The following is a 22,006-nucleotide window of genomic DNA, read 5'->3' as shown; positions in this document are numbered from 1 at the left end:
TGGAAAATAGCGAAATGCTCAGGGGGAAAACAACATGAGTGATTTATTTGCTGATCGTACGCCACCTCAAAATATAGAAGCTGAACAAGCGGTAATCGGTGCTGTTTTCTTAGAAATTGATGCACTCACAACAGCAACGGAAGTATTGCAGCCAGAAGACTTTTATAGAGCGGCACATCAGAAGATTTTCTCTGTCATGATTGATCTCTCCGAGAAGGGTGAGCCTGTCGATCTTGTCACGGTTACATCAGAGCTGCAGGACCTTAAAATTCTTGAAGAAATTGGTGGAGTATCTTACCTAAGTGATCTGGCTAATTCAGTTCCTACGGCTGCGAACGTTGAGTATTATTCTAAAATTGTAGAAGAGAAATCAATCTTAAGAAGACTTATTCGCGCCGCCACAGATATAGCTTCTGATGGCTATGCGAAAGAAAATGAGATTGAAAACCTTCTATCAGAAGCTGAGAAATCCATTATGGAGGTTTCTCAGCGAAAGAATACAGGAGCTTTTATATCTATTAAAGATGTTCTTGTAACTGCCTATGATAATATTGAAATGCTACAAAACAGTACTGAAGATATTACAGGCATTCCTACAGGATTTTCTGAGCTTGATCGAATGACCGCAGGCTTTCAACGAAATGACTTGATCATTGTTGCAGCAAGACCTTCTGTAGGTAAGACAGCTTTTGCTCTTAACATTGCTCAAAACGTCGCTACGAAGACGGATGAAAATGTTGCGATCTTTAGTCTTGAGATGGGTGCTGAACAGCTTGTTATGCGTATGCTCTGTGCGGAAGGGAATATTGATGCACAACGTCTTCGAACAGGTGGACTGACAGGAGATGACTGGCAGAAGCTGACGATGGCTATGGGGAGTCTTTCAAATGCCGGTATTTATATCGATGATACTCCTGGTATTCGAGTTGGTGATATTCGTGCTAAATGTCGACGCTTGAAGCAGGAGAAGGGCCTTGGCATGATTCTAATTGATTATATGCAGCTTATACGTGGTAATGGATCTGGGGAGAACAGACAACAAGAAGTTTCCGAAATATCGAGGTCCTTAAAAGGCATAGCACGTGAACTTGAAGTACCTCTCATTTCACTATCACAGCTCTCTCGTGGAGTTGAGTCGAGACAGGATAAAAGACCAATGATGTCTGATATACGTGAATCTGGAAGTATTGAGCAGGATGCTGATATTGTCGCGTTCTTATACCGAGATGATTATTATGATAAGGAATCGGAAAATAAAAACATTATTGAAATTATTATTGCAAAGCAGCGAAATGGTCCAGTTGGAACAGTAGAGCTTGCGTTTGTGAAAGAATACAATAAATTCGTTAACCTGGAAAGGCGTCATGATGAAGGTGACATGCCACCAGGTGCCTAAAAAAGCCTCTTTTATGAGGCTTTTTTATTATAGTTCACAAAAATGAGCATAATAAAAGCACTACATTTGTCTTATTTTTATTCGAAGGGAATAACTAAATAACGAACATAATTATATTTATTTATATAATTGTTCGGGTTTGTTGACTTACAACCATCAAATTGGTACACTTACCCTGGGTTTTTTAAAAAAAGAAGTATGCTTCTTGATGAATTAATCGTAGGAAGCATCTGGAGGTGCTCAAATGCCATCAGTAGTTGTGGTAGGAACACAGTGGGGCGATGAAGGTAAAGGAAAGATTACGGATTACCTCTCGGAAAATGCAGAAGTTGTCGCTCGTTATCAGGGTGGAAACAATGCAGGACATACAATTGTATTTAATGATACGAAGTACAAACTTCACTTGATTCCATCAGGAATTTTTTATGACGATAAAATTTGTGTCATTGGAAACGGAATGGTTGTTGATCCAAAAGCTGTTCTTGAAGAACTTGCCTATTTACATGAACGCAATATTAATACAGATAACCTGCGCATTAGCAATCGCGCACATGTTATTCTTCCTTACCACTTGAAGCTTGATGTCGTGGAAGAAGAGTACAAAGGCGAAAATAAAATTGGCACAACGAAAAAAGGAATTGGCCCAGCATATATGGACAAAGCTGCAAGAGTGGGAATCCGTATTTGTGATCTTCTTGACAGAGAAGTATTTGAAGAGAAGCTGGAGCGTAACCTAACTGATAAAAATCGTCTTCTAGAGAAAATGTATGAAGTTGAAGGCTTTAAAAAAGAAGATATTCTTGAAGAATACTACGAGTACGGCCAAAAGATTGCAAAGTATGTTGTAGATACTTCGGTGGTCCTTAATGATGCCATTGATGAAGGGCGTCGTGTTCTATTTGAAGGTGCACAAGGTGTCATGCTTGATATCGATCAGGGTACATACCCGTTTGTAACATCTTCAAATCCAATTGCTGGTGGGGTTACAATTGGTTCAGGTGTAGGACCTAGTAAAATCAATCACGTTGTTGGTGTTTCGAAGGCTTATACGACACGAGTAGGTGACGGCCCGTTCCCTACTGAGCTTCATGATGAAGTAGGCGACCAAATTCGTGAAGTAGGAAATGAATATGGTACAACGACTGGCAGACCGCGCAGAGTTGGCTGGTTCGACAGCGTTGTAGTACGACATGCTCGCCGCGTAAGCGGAATTACCGATCTTTCTCTAAATTCCATTGATGTACTGACTGGCATCGAAACGCTTAAAATTTGTACAGCCTATAAGTACAAAGGTGAAGTTATTGAAGAGTTCCCAGCAAGCCTTAAGGTTCTTGCTGAATGTGAACCTGTTTATGAAGAAATGCCTGGTTGGACAGAAGATATTACTGGTGTGAAAAACCTTGGTGATTTACCACCTAACGCACGTCACTACATTGAGCGTGTTTCACAATTGACAGGTATTCCATTATCAATCTTCTCAGTAGGTCCAGACCGTAATCAAACAAATATGATTCGTGGGGTTTTTGCTTAATTGATCGAGCTGGCAGCTGAGACTGCCAGCTTTTTTTAGAACATTAGAAGTTGGAAAATTCTGCGGAAAAACGATTTTTGTGGTAAACTTGGACTATCAAAATTGTTAAACTTTGATGAGGTGTTCGCATGAGTCGCAATAAAAGACAGGTCTTTCGTCAGCAGCTTGACGTTCCTTTTGCTGCAAGGATGAGAATTATTGAAAAGAACAAACCTGTCGCTACGGATTTTAACCATAAAATTTATATTCATGATATTGGACTCGAAGGTATTGGTTTTTCTGTAGATTTCGAAGCGCCAATGCATACGAATATGGAGTTTTCGATTAAGTTAAATGATGAACCATTTCGCATTACAGGTGAAGTGGTCTGGGGGAAGCCAAACAATCCTAATGATCCAAACACAAGAGCAAGTCACTTTTTTGGTGTAAAGTTTCATCTCAAAACGGATAAAGAATCCTCACTCATTTTTCAAGAGGTCAATCGTTTCGCCATTAAACGTCATCGTCGGAAACAAGAAATTCGTGAATTGATGAAAGAGCGATTAAATAAACAGGCAAAGGGGTAAATTAAGACAGGGTTAACTTACTCCATGGCTGTTTTTTTATTTTCTTTTCAAGATCTCTTGCTTTTTATGAAATCCAATGATATGATAAATCTTGTCGTCGTTACAAGATACTTATGACGAGCCATTAGCTCAGTTGGTAGAGCATCTGACTTTTAATCAGAGGGTCGAAGGTTCGAGTCCTTCATGGCTCACCATTTTCTTTAGATGAAAATGATACATATCGTCGCGGGGGGGAGCAACGAGCGTTACATCATTGAATCAACATCGAGTTGTTTCGACGGATACGCATCGGAGCATAATCTTGCAGAGGAAGAAACAGTGCACAGCATAAAGAAGCAGGTGCAGCAAACCTTCATTCATATCGTCGCGGGGTGGAGCAGTTCGGTAGCTCGTTGGGCTCATAACCCAAAGGTCGCAGGTTCAAATCCTGCCCCCGCAACCAAAAATTTAACTGCGTCGATTAATCTTCCTTGTTAAATTTTTATCGGAGTCCCTTCAGGGGAAACCTAAACGCATAACTTGGTATGATTTCTCTCAAACGTAAGTGAACAATATTTGAATGGTCTCGTGGTGTAGCGGTTAACATGCCTGCCTGTCACGCAGGAGATCGCGGGTTCGATTCCCGTCGAGACCGCCATTTAATCTATTAAATGGAATTAGTAATATGGCTCTGTAGCTCAGTCGGTAGAGCAACGAGCAAAGCTTCATTGAATTTCCGACGAGTTGTCCCGACACAGCTAGCTTCAAAGCAAGGCTTGTAGAGGAAGGGACAGAGGTTTTACACAGCATAAGCTGATGGACAGTATAACTTATATGGCTCTGTAGCTCAGTCGGTAGAGCAGTGGACTGAAAATCCACGTGTCGGCGGTTCGATTCCGTCCGGAGCCACCATTATTTTTCAATTAACAACGTACATATATCGCATATCTCTCATTGAGGGGTATGCGTTTTTTTGTAGATTTTTTAAAAGCGAACTATTTACTGCAGACGTGATCCTTATTTAAAGTGTAAGACAATTGATGAAAAACCTTCCAATTTTCTGGTATGAGTTGCCACGATCGTGACGAAATGACTACATTTTTATTACAAGTTGAGTATTTGTACCCATGTGACTTCCTGTATATGATAAAGTGCGAAACATGAGTAAAAAAGATAGTTTTAGCTATAGCAGGGGGAAGTCGCATGAAAAAAATAAATGTACGTCGTTTTATACAACTTTCGGTCATAGTAACGAGTGTTAGTACACTTTTTTGGATAGAACCAGTTGGTGCATCAGTTTATAATCTCATGAAGCCTGTTTATCACGTTTATATAGATGGAGAAAACGTAGGCACTGTAGATAGTCGAGCGGTGTTGAACGAAAATATAAAGGAATTAAAAAACGAACAAAAGGCAAATGGTGTGAAGTTATCAGTTGAGAATGACGTGGAGGTTGTGACGGAACGCTTATTTAAACCTTCAGTTGATAATAAGGAAGCACTCGAGCAATTAGATAAAGAAATTACGTTTACTGGTGAAGGGTATACCCTATCTTTTGATGGAGAGCAGGTAGGGAGCTTCGTGAGTGAGGAACAAGCAAAAGATGCTCTATGGGAGTACGCTAAGTCCTTACTTACTGATGATAAAGTGAAGGAAATTGAGAAAACAAGTATGAATGTATTCGAATCAGGTGAAAAGCCTCATCCGATCGATGCTGTTGAGCTCTCACAACCGTTTACAGTTGAAAAGAATGAAGTGAATCCAGAGGATATTTTAACGGAGGAGGAAGGAGTGTCCCTCCTTAAATCAGGTTTTGAAGAAGAGGTAACATATAAAGTTACAGAAAACCAATCTCTTAAACAAGTAGCTAAAAAGTTTAAGATGGATGTTAAAGATCTAATGGAGAAAAACAACCTTTCTAGTGAGGATGAGATACAGAAGGGTGATCAATTAAACGTTCTTGAGAAGAATAAATTTGTAAACGTGATAGAAACGGTAGAAATTGAAAAAACAAAAGAAATTCCATATCAAGTTACTAAAAAGAAAAGTGATTCTCTCTTAAAGGGTGAGAAGAAAGTAACGCAAGTTGGAGAAAAGGGTAAGAAGACTGTTACTTATAAAGTAAAACGTGAAAATGGAAAAGCCGTTGAAAAGAAAGTAGTGAAAGAAGACGTATCTAAGGAACCTGTAGATGAGGTAATTAAAATTGGAACAAAGGTAATTCCATCAAAAGGAACTGGTTCATTTGCATGGCCTGCTGTAGGAGGAACAATTACAAGTAAGCAGGGCGATCGCTGGGGATCTTACCATAAAGGTATCGATATTGCTGGGGTATCGGATAAAACAATCCGTACAGTGGATAATGGAAAGGTTACAGCTGCAAGTACGCGAAGTGGTTATGGCAACCAGGTTACTGTTAATCACAATAATGGTTTAAAAACAACTTATTCTCACCTGGCGTCCATTTCTGTCTCAGTTGGCGATACGGTTCAGAAAGGTGATAAAATTGGAGTTATGGGTACTACAGGGGATTCAACAGGTATTCATCTTCATTTTGAAGTATATAAGAACGGTGATCTTGAAAATCCAATGAATTACGTGAAAAAATAACCTTCAGTGAAAACTGAAGGTTTCTTTTATGACTTCCTGGCGAAAGATGTGTTTGAATGGCGAATGTATTAGTAGGATTTCATAAGCCATTAGACAACGGTGTTATAAGACGAAAGAGAAAGGACGTAGCGTTTCTCTTATAGAAGTTAAGGGAAGAGCGGTAGGGAATCGTAATAAAACCTACATAATATGATAAAATAGACAAAAGTATGCATGTTTCATATCAACGGTAAATTGATATTGTCATATCAAAGAAGGAGCGTTCATAATGGACAAGAAAATTCTTGTTGTAGATGATGAAAAACCAATTGCAGATATTCTGCAATTTAATCTTGAGAAGGAAGGCTTTACAGTGGTTTGTGCTTACGATGGAGACGAGGCCATTGCTAAAGTTGAGGAAGAGAATCCGGATATGATTCTTCTTGATATTATGTTACCTCAACGTGACGGAATGGAAGTTTGTCGTGAAGTTCGTAAAAAGTATGAGATGCCAATTATTATGCTAACGGCAAAGGATTCTGAAATTGATAAAGTGCTAGGTCTTGAGCTTGGTGCTGATGATTATGTCACAAAGCCTTTCAGTACACGTGAGCTTATTGCGCGTGTGAAAGCTAATTTGCGCCGTCGTCAACAGGAGCCTGAGAAAGAATCTTCACCGAATTCGCTTATTAAAGTGGGTGCGCTAACGATTCATCCAGATGCTTATCTTGTTACGAAGCGTGAAGAATCAATTGAGTTAACACATAGAGAATTTGAATTGCTACATTATTTATCAAAACATATAGGTCAAGTTATGACCCGAGAGCATTTGTTACAAACTGTTTGGGGATATGATTATTTTGGCGATGTTAGAACAGTAGATGTAACAGTACGTCGATTACGCGAGAAAGTCGAAGATAATCCAAGCCATCCGACATGGATTATTACAAGACGTGGCGTTGGCTACTATATGCGTGAACCGGAACAGGAGCAGTAAACTTTAGATGGGAAAGGTCGGTTTTTTTAAATCCATTCATTTTAAGTTTGCGATTGTTTATGTTCTTCTTATTCTTGTGGCCATCCAGTTTATCTCTGTTTATTTTAACGACAAGTTAGAAGAGCAGTTTCAGAGTAACTACGCTAGTTCCATTCGCGATCGTGCTGAACTTCTAGCTGATAATGTCTCTGATCAGGTGAATAGTAAGAGCGATGAAGAAGATGATACGATTAATAACTTGATTAGAAATTTTAGCCAAAATGAAATTCGTCAAATTCTAGTAGTTGATTCATTAGGTCAAGTAGTCGGAACGCTTAATGATGATGGTCTCGAAGGAACACGTGCGACGAATGATTTCGTGGATAGTGCACTAAATGGTGTAGCTGAACAAGAAATTCTTCTTGATAGTGAAGGAGAGCGGTTTTTAGCTTATGGCTATCCTATTAAAGGTGAAACGAACACCACTGTTGGAGCGGTGTATATTCAGGCAAATATGAATCAGGTATTTGAACAAGCAGATGAAGTGAATAGTTTATTGGCTCAATCTGCCTTGATTGCCCTGGTACTGACAGGCCTACTTGGTATTATTATCTCTCGTACGATAACAAGGCCAATTTCGGATATGAGAAAACAAGCACTTGTGATGGCCCGAGGCGACTTCACTCGAAAAGTGAAGGTGTACGGAGAAGATGAGATTGGACAGCTTGCGTTAGCCTTTAATGATTTAACAAGAAGGCTTCAAGAAGCTAATGCCATTACAGAAGGTGAGCGACGTAAACTTACATCTGTGCTTGCTTATATGACGGATGGTGTTATTGCTACAGACCGAGAAGGTATGATCATTCTAATGAACGATCGTGCTGAGGAAATGATGAACGTTTCACGTGAAACGGTTCTTGGAACATCACTAAACAAAATTCTTCAGTTCGCTGAAGAGAAGACGTGGGATGATGTTTACAATGGTCCTGACTCAATGATTCTAGATTTAAGTGATGATCAACAAACGTTTATTATTCGAGTTAACTTTTCTATTATCCATAAAGAAGACGGTCCAATTAATGGATTGATTGCTGTCCTTCATGATATTACAGAGCAAGAACAGCTTGAACAGGAACGACGTGAATTTGTAGTGAATGTGTCACATGAGTTACGTACGCCTCTTACAACGATGAGAAGTTACCTTGAGGCGCTTCAGGAGGGAGCATTACAGGATCCTGAAATTGCTCCGCGCTTCTTAAGCGTCACGCAAAATGAAACAGAGCGTATGATCAGGTTAGTTAATGATCTATTACAGCTTTCTAAAATGGATAAGAAAGAGTATCATCTTGAGTTTACGGAAGTCGATTTCGTTGAGATGTTTGATCATGTGCTTGATCGCTTTGAGATGTCGAAGCGAGAGAATATTGAAATTGTTAGGCAGCTTCCGCGTTTAGCGATTTACACAAAAGTGGATAAAGACAAAATGACACAGGTGCTTGATAACATTATTTCTAATGCGATTAAGTACTCCCCGGATGGAGGTACTATCACAGCAAGATGCTGGACGATTGGGAAGAAGATCCGAATCAGCATCAGTGATGAAGGTGTTGGCATACCCAAAAATAATCTTTCGAAGATCTTTGATCGGTTCTATCGTGTAGATAAAGCTCGCTCACGGCAGCTTGGAGGAACTGGACTTGGTTTGGCTATTGCCAAGGAAATGATCCATGCCCATCATGGGGATATCTGGGCAGAGAGTAAGTGGGGACATGGAACAACGATCTACTTTACTCTCCCTTATAAGCGAATAAGGGAGGTCGAAGACAAGTGAGAATGACGAAGAAACAATTTGAGAACTTTAAAACCGTTTTACTCAATGTTCTCGTTTTAACTAGCTTGTTTCTAACGTGGCAGATTTGGACATTCGAACCTGAGTACGAAAAGGAAGCTGCTCCTACAGAAGCAAGTCCTGTTGGTATTAAGGAAGTAAGTATCAATGAAGTTGTAAAACCAAATCAGCTCGTTTATCACATTGATAATCAACATTTTACTTCCTTTTATTCCAATACCATTGATTCTTTTTACAATGAATTTATCTCCGGAATGAAAATCAAGTCCTTTACGATGGAGAATGATATGAAAAGTATACGGGAGACCGGCAATAGCGTAGAGCTTATTTTTCCAACATTGCTTTCAAATGACGTTTTGAAGAAACTAGTGAGCATTTCGAAAGACGATATTCCTTTGTCGACATTCGATCGCATTATCATTCCGTCCATTGCATCAGGTAAAAACAATGAAATCATTTTCCTCAATACAGCCAATGGTGATGGAATGCGAGCTACGGTTGAAGCCTCGAATGATATAAAAGAATGGTATTCAAACGTCTTCTCTTCTTTTGAGGTTAATAGTAGTGAAGCTGAAGAAAATAAGATTTTTCGTGCCAAACCGTTTCAAGTTTCTGACGAGCTACCGACCTTTTATATTCCGATACAAGGTCCTTCTTTAACGACGTTCGGAGGAAGTTCCGATGAGCTAGCAAATGAAGAAGATTTTAAAGAAGCGCTTTTTCCTGAACAAGATCGTGTTGAGAAGAACTCATTCAACAATATTTCTGATCTTTATACTGACGGAAGCCGAGACTTAACGTTTAGTCATGAAAATGAATTTATGGTGTTTAAGAATCCACCTTCTACAACAAGTCGGTATGTATCGAATGAATCTCCTATTCTGGATGCCTATGGATTTATCAATAAGCATTTTGGTTTTCGTATCACCGATTACGATGATGATGAATATGTGCTGAACGAATGGATCAGATCTTCTGATAACAATACAGATCAAATTACCTTCCGACTATATACCGGTGGCTATCCAGTCTATAGCTCTTCAACAGAAGATCTTGATGAGATTGATGTAACTCTTGAAAATGATGATGTTAGCACGTACAAGCGAATGTTGAAGGTTATTCAATACGCTAGAGAAATTGGAGATCGTAAGCTACCGAATTATGAAGAAGTCCTTTCTCTACTAGACGAGGGAAGTTTTAAGAAAACCGAAATACAAAACATAACAATGGGTTTCACAATTGACCGGTCAGCAGAACAAAATTATGAGTTTACGCTTATTCCCCAATGGTATGTGAAGTTGAACAATTCCTGGACACCGCTACAATCCATTAGCAATGAACAGGGAGGGGAATCAGTTGGATTGGAATAGAACGAAAACGATATTAATATTAACGTTTCTTGTGTTTAATATCTTTCTAGCTAGTGATTTATTTAAGAAGCAAACCGAATTAAGTGATCTCGAGCAGTATGAGCAGGTTACGATTGAAGATCAATTAAAAAATTTAAACGTAACGTATGAGAAAAACCTTCCTGTTCAAACGGAGAAGATGTCTTTCATTAGTGGAGATGTTCATGAATTTACAGAGCAAGAAGAGAAAACGTTAGAAGAGGGAACAAGTCAGGACATTACGCTTGATGGACGAAAGTTAATCTCCACTCTTAAGAAGCCGTTCCCGATAAGCGATCCGGACGAGCCTTCTGCCTTTTCAATATTTCTAGAGACGTATGTGTATGAAGGTGGGAAGTATCAGTTTTACGCCCGTGATGAGAATAATCCAAACATTATTTATTTCGCGGAAACCTTTGAAGATCGTCCTATTTATAGCCAGGATTCAGGTATGCTAATTGTTACGCTTGAAGATGACAAGGTTGTCTCTTATACGCAAACATACTTGAACTTAAAGAAAATCGGCAAAGAACGTAAAATCGATCCAGCTTCTGAAACGATTGGGCTTCTTGTGAATCAGCAGGATATTTCTTTAAATGACAAAGTAGAAGACATGTCAATTGGCTATTACACAACAGTTACGAACGAGGATGACCGCGATACATTTGTTTTCGTTCCAACGTGGCATGTTGTCGTTAAGAACGAAAACAAGGATAAACCAATTCAGAACTATTATGTTAATGCGATTGAGAAAACAGTCTTTAGTGATCCTAAAGAGGTCGAAACCAATGAGCAAGAGGATGAGGAGGATTCAGATGACAGTGAGAAACCGGATCCTTCTAAGCCTAAAACGGTAACAAGCGATAAGTAGGAGAGGAATGGAATATGTCTCTTGAATTTAGTGTGCTTGCAAGCGGAAGCACTGGTAACGCCATTTATGTTGGTACAGAGAAGCATAAGCTTCTTGTAGATGCCGGATTAAGTGGAAAAAAACTTGAAGAACTGTTCGCAAAAGCCCATCTCGATCCAAAGGATCTAGATGGGTTGCTTGTGACTCATGAACATAGCGATCATATTAAAGGTCTTGGCATATTTGCAAGAAGGTATAAGCTGCCTATATATGCAAATGCAAAAACGTGGGAAGCGATGTCAAGTCTAATTGGTGCAATACCAGTAGAACAAAAGTTTCAGTTTGATATGGATACTGTGAAAACTTTCGACGATCTTGATGTCGAATCATTTGGTGTCTCCCATGATGCAGCCGAGCCGATGTTTTATACCTTTCATCACGAAGGTAAGAAACTTAGTATCGCGACAGACCTTGGATATGTAAGTGATCGAATCAAAGGAACGATTCGCAATTCAGATATGCTTGTATTTGAGTCAAATCATGACATCAATATGCTTATGATGGGGCGCTATCCATGGAATGTGAAAAGACGAATTTTAGGTGACATGGGTCACGTTTCGAATGAAGATGCGGGAGCTGCCCTATCAGATATAATTGGTGATCAAACAAAGCGTATTTATTTAGCCCATTTAAGTAAAGATAATAACATGAAAGACCTGGCAAGACTTTCTGTCCAACAAACCCTTGAACAAAACGGCTTTGCAATCGGAGAGCAGATTGCTCTATATGATACAGATCCTGTTGCGCCAACACTTGTTACGAAGTTATGACGAGAAGCTTGAGTGAGGGCAAGTAAGATAGATTAGTCTTGATTCTGAGGTCTCCTTTTTTAACTGAAAGGATTGGTGAAGAATTTGGGCTATTATGATGGTGATGAAAACAATCGACCGATGCGACAGAAAGGTAATCGCGGCGGTGCATTTATGGCTGGACTGATTGGTGCCATTCTAGGCGCATTACTTATTCTCTTTACTGTGCCTGCTCTCTCGGATGTAGGCGTGCTGCCTGATATTCAACCTCCGCAAGATGAAGAAGCGGAAGTGAAGTCGGAACAGCGGGCGATTACTAAAGATATTAGTATTGATGTAACAAATGACATTACCTCAGCTGTTGCGAATGTAAGCGAAGCGGTTGTCGGAGTGATTAATTTACAAAAAACAGATTTCTGGGCAGAGGATTACGGAGAAGCAGGAGCAGGATCAGGCGTTATTTATAAAAAAGAAGGCGGAGAGGCATTTGTTGTTACTAACAATCACGTAGTTGAAGGTGCAGGGCAGCTTGAAGTAAGCTTAAACGCCGAAAAGCGCGTTTCTGCAGAGCTTGTAGGTACTGACCCTCTAATGGACCTTGCCGTCCTTAAAATCCCTTCTGAGGCCGTTACAATGGTTGCTGAATTTGGTGACTCGGATACCCTCAAGCCAGGTGAACCAGCTATAGCCATCGGTAATCCATTAGGCTTTCTTGAAGGGACCGTCACACAAGGTATTATTAGCAACCCTGAGCGTTCATTTCCAGTAGATACTGATCAGAATGGGACAATTGATTGGAATGCTGATGTAATTCAAACAGACGCTTCTATTAACCCAGGTAACAGTGGAGGAGCGTTAATTAACATCTCAGGTCAATTAGTAGGGATTAACTCAATGAAGATCGCTCAATCAAGCGTAGAGGGAATTGGCTTCTCGATTCCAATCAATATCGCTGAGCCTATCATTAATGATCTAGAGTCGTATGGCGAAGTCAGAAGGCCTCAAATAGGAATAGGAACAAAATCACTCTCGGAGATTCCTACCTATCACTGGAGTGAATCACTAAAGTTGCCAGATAAAGTCGATTATGGAGTCGTAGTTATGAGTGTTTTCCCTACTTCTTCAGGTGATATTGCGGGCTTAAAAGAGCTTGACGTTATAACAGCAATGGATGGAGAAAAAATTAAGAATTCAATCGACCTTCGTAAATTTCTTTACACAAAAAAAGAAATTGGAGACCGAGTGAAATTAACAGTCTATCGTGAAGGTACGAAACAAGAAGTAGAAGTGACACTTGCCGAGCAGCAAAGCTCTTAAATAGCGCAGGAGGGGGAACTCTCCTGTTTCTTTTTGGAGAAACTTATGCACAGTGGATAAGTGAAATGAAGGAGAGATAGAATGAAAATATACTGCTGTAAAGATCATGTTGAATTGGCTCTTGATGTAATTGTTGATGAAACTGAAAGTTTCCCTGTATTAGAAGAGCTTGAGAAAGAATCAAATGAGTTGTCCACAACATGTGAGTATTGCAAAAACAGCGCAACATATATGGTATCGAACTAATATTCGGTCACGACATGTGGGTGAAAAATGTGTATATGTGGATAATTTCTGTGGATAACTTGTTTGTCTGCTGTGGATTTAAGAAAAAAGGATAGGTGTGGATAACTTTTGAACATAAGTATTGTTACTGTGGGGAAACTGAAAGAAAAATATTTAAAGCAGGGGATTGCGGAATATACGAAACGTCTCGGTCCTTTCGCAAAAGTAGAAGTGATCGAAGTCTCAGATGAAAAAGCTCCAGAGAACCTAAGTGACACCGAAATGCTTCAGGTGAAAAAGGCGGAAGGTGATCGCATTATGAGCAAAATTTCATCTGATGCTCACGTAATTGCCTTAGCTATTGAAGGAAAAATGAAAACTTCTGAACAGTTAGCACGCGACCTTGACCAGCTCGCAACATATGGAAAGAGTAAAATAGCTTTTGTTATTGGAGGCTCCCTTGGTTTAAGTGATGATGTTCTCAAGAGAGCAAATGACACGCTTTCCTTCTCTAAGATGACTTTTCCTCATCAGCTAATGAGGCTTATTCTAGTTGAGCAGGTTTATCGTGCGTTTAAGATTAATAGAGGCGAACCGTATCATAAGTAAATGAGGATATTAATGAAAAGAGTCAAAATCTCAAGTTTTTTAGGAAAAAACATATTACTTTGTTCGCATTGTATTCAGTACAGTAGGAGCTACACTTGGCTAGACCGAACACTGTGGTCATCATGTCTCTTTTAATTTCATATAGAAGCAAATATCCCCCTCATTTTTTAAAGTGAGGGGGATTTAAGAATTTCTATAAATATTTTATTTAATGGCTATGCTCACTTTTAACTTCTTTGCTTTGATAGTCGCATTCTCCATGGCCTGTAGAACTAGTGAGCCCTTGCCATTCAGAATATCAACATAGGACATATGATCATGGATGGTTATAATGCCGATATCCTCTGCAGTGACTCCAGAGATTTTTGCGATCGTTCCAACAAAATCAACAGCACGAATTTTCTTCTTTTTACCGCCGTTGAAATGAAGTTTCATAATATCTTGATTGATGCGGGCTGTTTTATTATTTCTTACAATGCGTCGGCTGTTAAGTTTTTCTTCGAAAGCTGCTTTTTTGCCAGCCAGTTCCAGATGGCTTGGAGCTTCTATAGCTGGTAGCTCAAAGCCGATGTATCTTTCAATTGCTTTAATGAACTTTCCTTCAAAAGGCGTCGAAAACGTAATGGCTTTTCCTTTATTTCCAGCGCGACCGGTTCTTCCTGTTCGGTGTACATAGCTTTCTTTTTCCATAGGAACGTCGTAGTTGATAACAAGTGTCACATTATCAATGTCAATACCTCTCGCAGCTACATCGGTAGCCACCAGATAGCGGAAGTTCCCCAGTTTGAAACCTTCCATAACAGAGAACCGGTCTTCTTGTTCTAGCCCCCCATGGAGCCTCTCGCAAGGGTATCCAGATTTCTCTAGTTCGCTATACACAGAATCAACGTGTTCTTTGGTTCTGCAGAAAATGAGGCAGCTGTCTGGATTTTCTACAACCGTGATGTTTTTAAGCAGTGAGATCTTTTCTTCTTCTCTCACTTCAATTAAAGAATGTTCAATGGTATCGGCTGTCATACCGTCCGATTCAATCTCAATCTGAATCGGATCATTCATATATTTATGGCAAAGATTTTCAACATCTTTAGGCAAGGTAGCAGAAAAAACCATTGTTACTCGGTTTGAAGGCAGCTCTTTAATAATCGCTTCTACTTTATCGATAAAACCTCGATTAAGCATCTCATCAGCTTCGTCTATGATAAGATATTTTATTTGATCCAAAGCTAGAGTTTCTCGTTCAATATGGTCCATGACCCGTCCAGGAGTACCAACGACGCAATGAGTTTTTTGTTTCAATTCATCCTTTTGTTTCGTAAAAGGTTCTTTGCCATAAACGGACACTGCTTTAATGCGTTTAAACCTTCCGATATTCGTAATGTCTTCGCGGACTTGAACCGCAAGCTCCCTCGTTGGAGTAAGAATTAAGGCCTGTGGTTTTTTTTCTTCCCATTCAATCATATCGGAAACAGGAATACCAAAGGAAGCAGTCTTTCCACTTCCAGTTTGAGCTTTTACGACAAGATCTTGATTTTCTAATGCTAATGGAATAACTTCACTTTGAACTTCTGTTGGCGTTTCGTATTTTAGCACATCTAGTGCTCTTTTTATTTCTTCGCTAAGATGATATTCTGCAAAACTTTTTTTAGTCATTTTTCAACCTCGTTTTTGGTTTTTCGTCATATGTATAGAATTCTCTCCAAGAAATATTATATGCATTATCAGAATATGGTCCATTATACTTGAAAAGTGCGGGAGAAACCGGCTTTTATATTAAATTTTTAAAAGTAACAGATATAAGTTGTCTGACATCACATTTGATAATCCTTTAAAGAAATAGGGTCAAGCCTCCATATTGAAGCCAGACCAGTTTTCTTCTGTTGATTCTCCGTTTTTGCTCAATGCGATTGGTCATCACAGAGTTTCAATGAGGCAAAAATCAAAATGGATTATTTAAATAGTCTTATAAAAAAAGAGAGAAAAGCACGAATGGCTCTCCTCTCCTGTAACAATCTAAGATCGATTTGGTTCAAATGACTCAAACTTTACTCAAGAAACAGAAAAATTTTCACTTTCATTTGATCTTTCTTTTTCTTTAAACTCATCAAGAAGAGCACGCACTTCATCAGTGGATTCAGTGCTCATAAGCTGATTCCTTAATTCACTTGCGCCACGGAATCCTTTTACATAGATCTTAAAAAAGCGGCGAAGTGTTATAAACTGACGTGTTTCTAGTTCTGCTGAATATTTATCATGTAAATCGAGCTGCAATCTAAGAAGATCAAGCAATTCTTCACTCGTATGCTCTTTCTTCTCTGTTTCAAAAGCAAACGGATTATGGAAAATCCCACGGCCGATCATAACGCCATCCACGTCATACTTCTCAACAAGTTCAAGTCCCTTTTGACGGTCTGGAATATCGCCGTTAATCGTCAGAAGCGTATTTGGTGCAACTTCATCTCGAAGTTTCTTGATCTCCGGAATCAGCTCCCAATGCGCATCAACATTACTCATTTCCTTTTTCGTACGAAGATGGATGGAAAGATTAACAATATCCTGTTCTAGAAGGTGCTTCAGCCAGTGACGCCATTCTTCCACTTCCGTATAACCAAGGCGAGTCTTTACGCTGACGGGCAATCCCCCCGCTTTCGCTTCCTGGATGATTTCCGCTGCAACATCAGGACGACGAATGAGTCCGCATCCCATCCCTTTAGTGGCAACATTAGGAGCAGGACAGCCCATATTGATATCCACTCCACGATAACCCATTTCTGCCATGCCAATGCTCATTTCTCGGAAGTATTCGGGCTTGTCTCCCCAAATATGGGCAACAATTGGCTGTTCATCTTCTGTGAATGTCAATCGTCCTCTTAAGCTGTCTTTTCCTCTCGGATGGCAGTAGCTTGCAGTATTGGTGAACTCGGTAAAAAACACGTCAGGTCTCGCTGCTTCACTCACAACATGTCGAAAAACAACATCCGTCACAGCTTCCATTGGAGCAAGAACAAAAAATGGTCGAGGCAACTCGTGCCAAAAATTATCTTTCATAGTATATCTGAACCCTTTCCTTAAGGGAAAACAAGTTCCCAAAATTAAAAAGTAATAATGTTTCTATCTTATCCATTACTAGTTAGACTGAATTTAACCATTATATACTTTAAAAGCATTCAATGAAAAGTGCAAGAGGAAGAGTTGTCTTGTGTTCAAGTAAATCGACATAGAAATAAATTAAAACTCTCTAACCTCTGGATAAGAACAAACAGACTTCAAAACGGTTAATGACGGGGCTAAAAGGGAAAATGGTTAGTGGGATTTTAAATAAGAATTTGGTTTGTTAGGAATTCTATCTCGTATAATATTTAGTTTTCATGGTAGAAGTTGGTCTTTAAGCTACCTGGGATAGTAAATTTTTTTAAAAAGAATGATCCTGCCTTATTTAACATTATAGTTTCCGTTGTTAGTTTCTGTATTGTTTTTTAAGCCTCTTTTTCTTCAAATAATGTGTAAAAATTAGTAAAAACGCATCAGATTATTAGATATTTTTTCTACAATTATAACAATTGACTATGATAAGGTATAATTAAGATAGAACATGTTGTGTACCTAAGAGTCGCCTTGCTTTTTATGACATGTGAGCATGAGCGCCTATTCTTTTTATTACAAATAAATGAGACAAGGAAGGGTATCATGAGCAAGAATCAAAAAAAAGACATTATCTTAATTGGTGCTGGAGTCATGAGTGCGACTTTGGGATCATTACTGACAGAATTAGCACCTGATTGGAACGTTAAAGTATTTGAAAAACTAGGAAGTGCAGGAGAAGAAAGTTCTAATGAATGGAATAATGCAGGAACAGGCCATTCTGCACTATGTGAACTAAACTATACTTCTGAAAAGACCGATGGGTCGATAGACATTGAGAAAGCTGTCAAAATCAATGAGCAATTTCAGCTTTCAAAACAATTTTGGTCTTATTTAGTAAATAATCAATTGATTGATAAACCTCAGGACTTTATCAAGCCTCTTCCTCACATGAGCCTTGTTCATGGAGAAGATAATGTGAAATTTTTGAAAAAGAGATTGGAAGCGTTGTCAGCTAACCCATTGTTTAAAGGAATGGAATTTTCGGACGATCCTGAGAAACTGAAAGAATGGATTCCACTCATCATGGATGGAAGAACGTCAGATGAACCGATTGCTGCGACAAAAATTGATTCTGGTACAGATGTCAATTTCGGAGCGTTAACTCGGATGCTGTTTGAGCATTTAGAGGGTGAAAATGTAGAACTTCACTATAAGCATAGCGTAGAAGATATTAAACGAAATAGTGAAGGTATCTGGGAAGTAAAGGTAAAGGATATCGACAACGACAATCTTGAGTATCACACAGCTGATTTCGTCTTTATCGGCGGTGGAGGAGGTAGTCTACCACTATTACAGAAGACTGGTATTCCTGAATCAAAGCATATTGGCGGATTCCCGGTAAGCGGACTCTTCATGGTATGCAATAATCCTGAGGTGATTGAGAAACATCATGGAAAAGTGTATGGAAAAGCCAAAGTTGGCGCTCCTCCTATGTCTGTTCCTCACCTTGATACAAGATATATTGATAATAAAAAAAGCTTGTTGTTTGGACCATTTGCGGGCTTTTCACCAAAGTTCTTAAAAGGCGGGTCAAATTTAGATTTAATAGGCTCAGTTAAGCCCAATAATGTGTTAACAATGATGGCTGCTGGTTTAAAAGAGATGGGCCTTACAAAATATTTAGTGCAACAAGTCATGTTATCAGATGAAAAACGTATGGAAGAAGTACGTGAATTTATTCCAACTGCCAAAAGTGAAGATTGGGATATCGTAACGGCTGGTCAACGTGTGCAAGTAATTAAAGATACGGAAGGTGGAGGAAAAGGAACGCTTCAATTTGGAACAGAGATTGTTAGTTCCTCTGACGGTTCCATTGCTGCGCTTCTTGGCGCTTCTCCAGGTGCTTCTACTGCTGTACACGTTATGCTTGAGATATTCGAGCGATGTTTCCCAGAGATGATGGCTGATTGGGAACCCAAAATTAAAGAAATAATACCTTCATATGGCAAGTTACTAGGAGAAAATCCTGAATTATTCAATGAGATCAATGCCTCAATTGTACAGACGCTTGCTCTCAATGAAAGTGAGCCCGCTTATAGTTAATTTGTGATGAAATAAATGAGGATCTGTAGCCTTATTTGCTAGAGAAACCCTGATTATATTTGGCTTAGTGGATAAATACACAAAAAAAGCATGTAGCAATTAATTGCTACATGCTTTTTTTAATGGAATAAAATCAATGCCACTCTAATAAATTCAATTATGTAAAAAAATAGGTTTCTAAAAAGAGATGATTTTTAGGGGGGGAAATGATATGGAAGGAAATATGAATGTAGCTCCACAACCAGAGAGCAATGGTCTTGCGGTGTCTTCGATGGTGTTAGGTATTATTGGACTTGTGCTTTTTCTAGTGCCAATTATTCCTTATCCTTTGGCAATATTGGCCATCATTTTTGGAGTAATTGCGAAGAAAAACCCTCTTAAGAAAGGATTTGCCGTTACAGGGTTAGTTACGGGAATTGTTACGTTAGGTTTGAAAATATGGTTTTGGGCAGGAGTTGCCTCATTAATGTAACATGTTTGAAGGGAAGGGGAGGGATTAGTTTCTCTCATCTTCCTTTTTCTATTTCTACTTCCGAACATTTACAGAAAAGACTTAGTTTGTTTTACTCTTCCTTTCTCTAGAATTTCAATAAGTTGATTTAGTGTTTCTGCAGTTTCTGCATAAAATCTATAGATTGTAAAGAATATTAGGGCCCTTAAAAAGACGAATAGAACTTAAAAAAGTAATGTATACAGTAAACGTATACATGTAAACAAAACCGTGCACTTGTATACGTAAAATGTACACAAGTACACAAAAGTGTACGCATATTGATTTGTGGGGATGTAAACGAAATTGTATACTTGTATACGTAAAATGTACGCTTGTAAACGTATTTGTATACAAGTACACAAATTTGTAAACTAGATAGAATGACTCATTGACTTCATTTGCAAATTTCTATAAATTTTAAGTTAATAGTAGAAATACTAGATTTCAAATATGAAAGGATGGATTATTTTATGAGTAATTCAAGAATTGCAGCAGTCGATGTAGGTAACGACTCGTTAAAAGGAATCTATGGAAAACTTGAATCTGATCTATACATACCAAACGTAATTGCTAGAGATATAGAAGATCGTCCTGTAATTGGAATTGAAGAGTTGGATACTAAAGATCCGCTTGATGGTATTCATATTCGTGTACACTCCCCTGCTCTACAAGATAACAACGCGATCTATCGGGTTGGCAATCTGGCGACAAAGAGTGACAACCCAACAGAATTAGATCCAGGAAGCGCAAAATCAGAAGAGGATCAAACTCTTGTAATGTTGTTTGCATCACTTGCACTAGATGCCGTTGATCCAAAAAACTCAGCAAATTTCAGAAATCAGAACGGCGTTGTGGATGCGAATTACACGCTTGGTACAGGACTTCCACTACGTGAAGTGAAAGAAGGAAAGGACGTTGGATATCGCTCAAGACTTCTAGGATCCGTTCACCAGGTAGAATTTCTTGTAACGCCTAAGTACCAAGGAAAGAAAGTTAATATTAAATTTGATGAAGTAAAGGTCTACCCTGAAGGTTTTGCTGCTTACATTAATCTTGTAATGGACAGCGATTTAAACATCATCAATAAAGACTTAATTGATAAGCGTATTTTGATTCAAGATATCGGTGGTCTTTCCACTGACATCGCGGTTATTAAGAATCGTAATGTCGACGATGATAAGGCGCAGGGCTTTAATCTAGGAGTTGCTGAGTCACTAGAAGCCATTCGTGAGGAAATTCGATCTAAGCATGGTGTGGAGCTCGACAGCCGTCGAGACGTAGTAGATATTATTACGAAGAAAAACGATCGTAATCATATTATGGTTCGCGGAAGTCGTACAAGCGTTCATGATATTACGGATCGCATTTTACTAGAACTAGCTAAGAAGCAATATCGCCATCTTCGTAACGTTTGGCAGAAGAACTCTCAATCTGAAATCTGCTATTTCGTTGGTGGTGGCTCCATTGTTCTAAAAGATTACCTTAAAACATTGAATAACAACCTTGATGGCTACAATATTGATTTCTTTGAAGATGAAAAAGAAAGCATTTGGATGATGTCGAATGCTTACTACAAGCTCATCTCTGACTTTAATCGTAAGAATAATAAAGACAAGCCCCAGGAAAAGAGAGAAGAAAAGAACAAGGTCAAAAACTAGTAGGGTGATTTGATGAAAAAGGCGGGGATGACGGGGATTCAGAGAGGACAGGCGATTACATTTCGTCTTCCCTCTGATACACCTGATCATATTCTAAAGCAGCTTCAGAAGTTAAAGGACGAAGAAAAGCGTAACTTCTCAAGCCGCGTTGCGGAGTATGTGTTAGATGGTGTCACGCAAACGATAAGGCGCGATAATGATGCTATTACGGTGCCTTTGCCTAAGGGATTAAGCAAAGCACAACGAGATTGGCTTAAGCATGAGCATTCAGAAGCGCTTCTTGGCAACATCGTTTACCAAATTTTATCTGATCCAGTGCGGGCTGCATCACTCCTTGCATCTTTTAACAGCAACTCGATTGATATTGATCAGGCGCTTTATTTGCAAGATGAGGTTTCGAAAAGAACTATGCCAAAAGACGTTTATGAACCGATTGAAGCCTCTTCCACGTCGTCTGATGATGATTTGATGAATTTTGATTGGGATCAGGCGCAACAGGAGCAAAGTTCAGCGGTGGAGGAAGAAGAAAGCGCAGATGATTTGCTCGGCGGATTTCTTGATAAAATGAATAAATAAAAAAGAAAGGC

Annotated in this window: 18 protein-coding genes and 4 tRNA genes; 20 read left to right on the top strand and 2 right to left on the bottom strand. The window is 39.1% G+C overall.

From position 1 onward, the window contains the following. Nucleotides 1–34: 34 nt before the first annotated feature. From dnaB to rlmH, 16 genes are all read left to right on the top strand, one after another. Complete coding sequence (dnaB, locus tag ABVF21_RS08055; protein WP_194218164.1) at nucleotides 35–1,396, top strand: replicative DNA helicase; 1,362 nt, start codon at nucleotides 35–37, stop codon at nucleotides 1,394–1,396. A 244-nt stretch (nucleotides 1,397–1,640) separates the two neighbouring features. Further along, on the top strand, nucleotides 1,641–2,927 hold the full coding sequence (locus ABVF21_RS08050; RefSeq protein WP_194218165.1) for an adenylosuccinate synthase: 1,287 nt from the start codon (nucleotides 1,641–1,643) through the stop codon (nucleotides 2,925–2,927). A 128-nt stretch (nucleotides 2,928–3,055) separates the two neighbouring features. After that, nucleotides 3,056–3,493: a PilZ domain-containing protein gene (locus tag ABVF21_RS08045; RefSeq protein ID WP_303532791.1), complete on the top strand. Its 438-nt coding sequence runs from the start codon at nucleotides 3,056–3,058 to the stop codon at nucleotides 3,491–3,493. Nucleotides 3,494–3,611: 118 nt separating this feature from the next. Beyond that, a tRNA-Lys gene (locus tag ABVF21_RS08040) sits at nucleotides 3,612–3,687 on the top strand. Between the two features lie 171 nt (nucleotides 3,688–3,858). Continuing rightward, nucleotides 3,859–3,935: transfer RNA gene (locus ABVF21_RS08035), tRNA-Met, on the top strand. A gap of 119 nt (nucleotides 3,936–4,054) precedes the next feature. Beyond that, a tRNA-Asp gene (locus ABVF21_RS08030) sits at nucleotides 4,055–4,130 on the top strand. A 178-nt stretch (nucleotides 4,131–4,308) separates the two neighbouring features. Next, nucleotides 4,309–4,384, top strand: a tRNA-Phe gene (locus tag ABVF21_RS08025). A gap of 291 nt (nucleotides 4,385–4,675) precedes the next feature. Next, on the top strand, nucleotides 4,676–6,082 hold the full coding sequence (locus ABVF21_RS08020; protein ID WP_371017938.1) for a peptidoglycan DD-metalloendopeptidase family protein: 1,407 nt from the start codon (nucleotides 4,676–4,678) through the stop codon (nucleotides 6,080–6,082). A gap of 268 nt (nucleotides 6,083–6,350) precedes the next feature. Further along, nucleotides 6,351–7,058 carry a response regulator YycF gene (gene yycF, locus ABVF21_RS08015; RefSeq protein WP_098445599.1) on the top strand — a complete coding sequence of 236 codons (708 nt, stop codon included), beginning with the start codon at nucleotides 6,351–6,353 and terminating at the stop codon, nucleotides 7,056–7,058. Between the two features lie 7 nt (nucleotides 7,059–7,065). After that, the gene (walK, locus tag ABVF21_RS08010) at nucleotides 7,066–8,868 is read left to right on the top strand and encodes a cell wall metabolism sensor histidine kinase WalK (RefSeq protein WP_194218168.1); all 1,803 of its coding nucleotides are present in this window, start codon (nucleotides 7,066–7,068) and stop codon (nucleotides 8,866–8,868) included. A gap of 2 nt (nucleotides 8,869–8,870) precedes the next feature. Further along, a complete protein-coding gene (locus ABVF21_RS08005) occupies nucleotides 8,871–10,256 on the top strand; it encodes a YycH family regulatory protein (RefSeq protein WP_303532844.1) in 1,386 nt (461 codons plus the stop codon). Further along, a complete protein-coding gene (locus tag ABVF21_RS08000) occupies nucleotides 10,243–11,145 on the top strand; it encodes a two-component system regulatory protein YycI (RefSeq protein WP_194218170.1) in 903 nt (300 codons plus the stop codon). Before ABVF21_RS08005 ends, ABVF21_RS08000 begins: the two co-directional genes overlap by 14 nt. Before the next feature lie 14 nt (nucleotides 11,146–11,159). Next, nucleotides 11,160–11,954: an MBL fold metallo-hydrolase gene (locus ABVF21_RS07995; RefSeq protein WP_371017937.1), complete on the top strand. Its 795-nt coding sequence runs from the start codon at nucleotides 11,160–11,162 to the stop codon at nucleotides 11,952–11,954. 84 nt (nucleotides 11,955–12,038) lie between these two features. After that, nucleotides 12,039–13,250: a S1C family serine protease gene (locus ABVF21_RS07990; protein ID WP_371017936.1), complete on the top strand. Its 1,212-nt coding sequence runs from the start codon at nucleotides 12,039–12,041 to the stop codon at nucleotides 13,248–13,250. Nucleotides 13,251–13,331: 81 nt separating this feature from the next. Beyond that, entirely contained in the window at nucleotides 13,332–13,496 is a 165-nt protein-coding gene (locus tag ABVF21_RS07985) for a CxxH/CxxC protein (RefSeq protein WP_226615923.1), read from the top strand. Between the two features lie 108 nt (nucleotides 13,497–13,604). After that, a complete protein-coding gene (gene rlmH / locus ABVF21_RS07980) occupies nucleotides 13,605–14,084 on the top strand; it encodes a 23S rRNA (pseudouridine(1915)-N(3))-methyltransferase RlmH (protein ID WP_303532781.1) in 480 nt (159 codons plus the stop codon). 204 nt (nucleotides 14,085–14,288) lie between these two features. Here the strand turns inward: rlmH and ABVF21_RS07975 are convergent, their stop codons facing one another. Together ABVF21_RS07975 and ABVF21_RS07970 are read right to left on the bottom strand one after the other, a co-directional pair. Continuing rightward, the gene (locus ABVF21_RS07975) at nucleotides 14,289–15,734 is read right to left on the bottom strand and encodes a DEAD/DEAH box helicase (protein WP_303532778.1); all 1,446 of its coding nucleotides are present in this window, start codon (nucleotides 15,732–15,734) and stop codon (nucleotides 14,289–14,291) included. 396 nt (nucleotides 15,735–16,130) lie between these two features. Then, nucleotides 16,131–17,129: a tRNA dihydrouridine synthase gene (locus ABVF21_RS07970; protein ID WP_303532776.1), complete on the bottom strand. Its 999-nt coding sequence runs from the start codon at nucleotides 17,127–17,129 to the stop codon at nucleotides 16,131–16,133. 576 nt (nucleotides 17,130–17,705) lie between these two features. Between ABVF21_RS07970 and mqo the strand changes: the two genes are divergently transcribed. The 4 genes from mqo to ABVF21_RS07950 all read left to right on the top strand — a co-directional run bounded on the left by mqo (nucleotide 17,706) and on the right by ABVF21_RS07950 (nucleotide 21,995). After that, on the top strand, nucleotides 17,706–19,268 hold the full coding sequence (gene mqo / locus ABVF21_RS07965; RefSeq protein WP_303532775.1) for a malate dehydrogenase (quinone): 1,563 nt from the start codon (nucleotides 17,706–17,708) through the stop codon (nucleotides 19,266–19,268). A 211-nt stretch (nucleotides 19,269–19,479) separates the two neighbouring features. Further along, nucleotides 19,480–19,740 carry a DUF4190 domain-containing protein gene (locus ABVF21_RS07960; RefSeq protein ID WP_371017935.1) on the top strand — a complete coding sequence of 87 codons (261 nt, stop codon included), beginning with the start codon at nucleotides 19,480–19,482 and terminating at the stop codon, nucleotides 19,738–19,740. A gap of 491 nt (nucleotides 19,741–20,231) precedes the next feature. Further along, nucleotides 20,232–21,419 (top strand): ParM/StbA family protein, encoded by a 1,188-nt coding sequence (locus ABVF21_RS07955; protein ID WP_194218180.1) that lies wholly within the window; start codon nucleotides 20,232–20,234, stop codon nucleotides 21,417–21,419. Nucleotides 21,420–21,431: 12 nt separating this feature from the next. Then, the gene (locus ABVF21_RS07950) at nucleotides 21,432–21,995 is read left to right on the top strand and encodes a hypothetical protein (protein WP_303532770.1); all 564 of its coding nucleotides are present in this window, start codon (nucleotides 21,432–21,434) and stop codon (nucleotides 21,993–21,995) included. Nucleotides 21,996–22,006 lie beyond the last annotated feature (11 nt).

This window comes from Pseudalkalibacillus sp. JSM 102089 (assembly GCF_041366475.1).
Taxonomy (GTDB): domain Bacteria; phylum Bacillota; class Bacilli; order Bacillales; family Guptibacillaceae; genus Guptibacillus; species Guptibacillus hwajinpoensis_B.
Note: the sequence above shows the minus strand (reverse complement) of the source record. Positions and strands in the feature narration are given on the sequence as shown.

Bases quoted from the DNA above. Each gene is read 5' to 3' on its own strand.
- dnaB (WP_194218164.1), top strand. From the start codon at position 35: ATGAGTGATTTATTTGCTGATCGTACGCCACCTCAAAATATAGAAGCT.
- ABVF21_RS08050 (WP_194218165.1), top strand. From the start codon at position 1,641: ATGCCATCAGTAGTTGTGGTAGGAACACAGTGGGGCGATGAAGGTAAA.
- ABVF21_RS08045 (WP_303532791.1), top strand. From the start codon at position 3,056: ATGAGTCGCAATAAAAGACAGGTCTTTCGTCAGCAGCTTGACGTTCCT.
- ABVF21_RS08020 (WP_371017938.1), top strand. From the start codon at position 4,676: ATGAAAAAAATAAATGTACGTCGTTTTATACAACTTTCGGTCATAGTA.
- yycF (WP_098445599.1), top strand. From the start codon at position 6,351: ATGGACAAGAAAATTCTTGTTGTAGATGATGAAAAACCAATTGCAGAT.
- walK (WP_194218168.1), top strand. From the start codon at position 7,066: ATGGGAAAGGTCGGTTTTTTTAAATCCATTCATTTTAAGTTTGCGATT.
- ABVF21_RS08005 (WP_303532844.1), top strand. From the start codon at position 8,871: ATGACGAAGAAACAATTTGAGAACTTTAAAACCGTTTTACTCAATGTT.
- ABVF21_RS07995 (WP_371017937.1), top strand. From the start codon at position 11,160: ATGTCTCTTGAATTTAGTGTGCTTGCAAGCGGAAGCACTGGTAACGCC.
- ABVF21_RS07985 (WP_226615923.1), top strand. From the start codon at position 13,332: ATGAAAATATACTGCTGTAAAGATCATGTTGAATTGGCTCTTGATGTA.
- ABVF21_RS07975 (WP_303532778.1), bottom strand. From the start codon at position 15,734: ATGACTAAAAAAAGTTTTGCAGAATATCATCTTAGCGAAGAAATAAAA.
- ABVF21_RS07970 (WP_303532776.1), bottom strand. From the start codon at position 17,129: ATGAAAGATAATTTTTGGCACGAGTTGCCTCGACCATTTTTTGTTCTT.
- mqo (WP_303532775.1), top strand. From the start codon at position 17,706: ATGACATGTGAGCATGAGCGCCTATTCTTTTTATTACAAATAAATGAG.
- ABVF21_RS07960 (WP_371017935.1), top strand. From the start codon at position 19,480: ATGGAAGGAAATATGAATGTAGCTCCACAACCAGAGAGCAATGGTCTT.
- ABVF21_RS07955 (WP_194218180.1), top strand. From the start codon at position 20,232: ATGAGTAATTCAAGAATTGCAGCAGTCGATGTAGGTAACGACTCGTTA.
- ABVF21_RS07950 (WP_303532770.1), top strand. From the start codon at position 21,432: ATGAAAAAGGCGGGGATGACGGGGATTCAGAGAGGACAGGCGATTACA.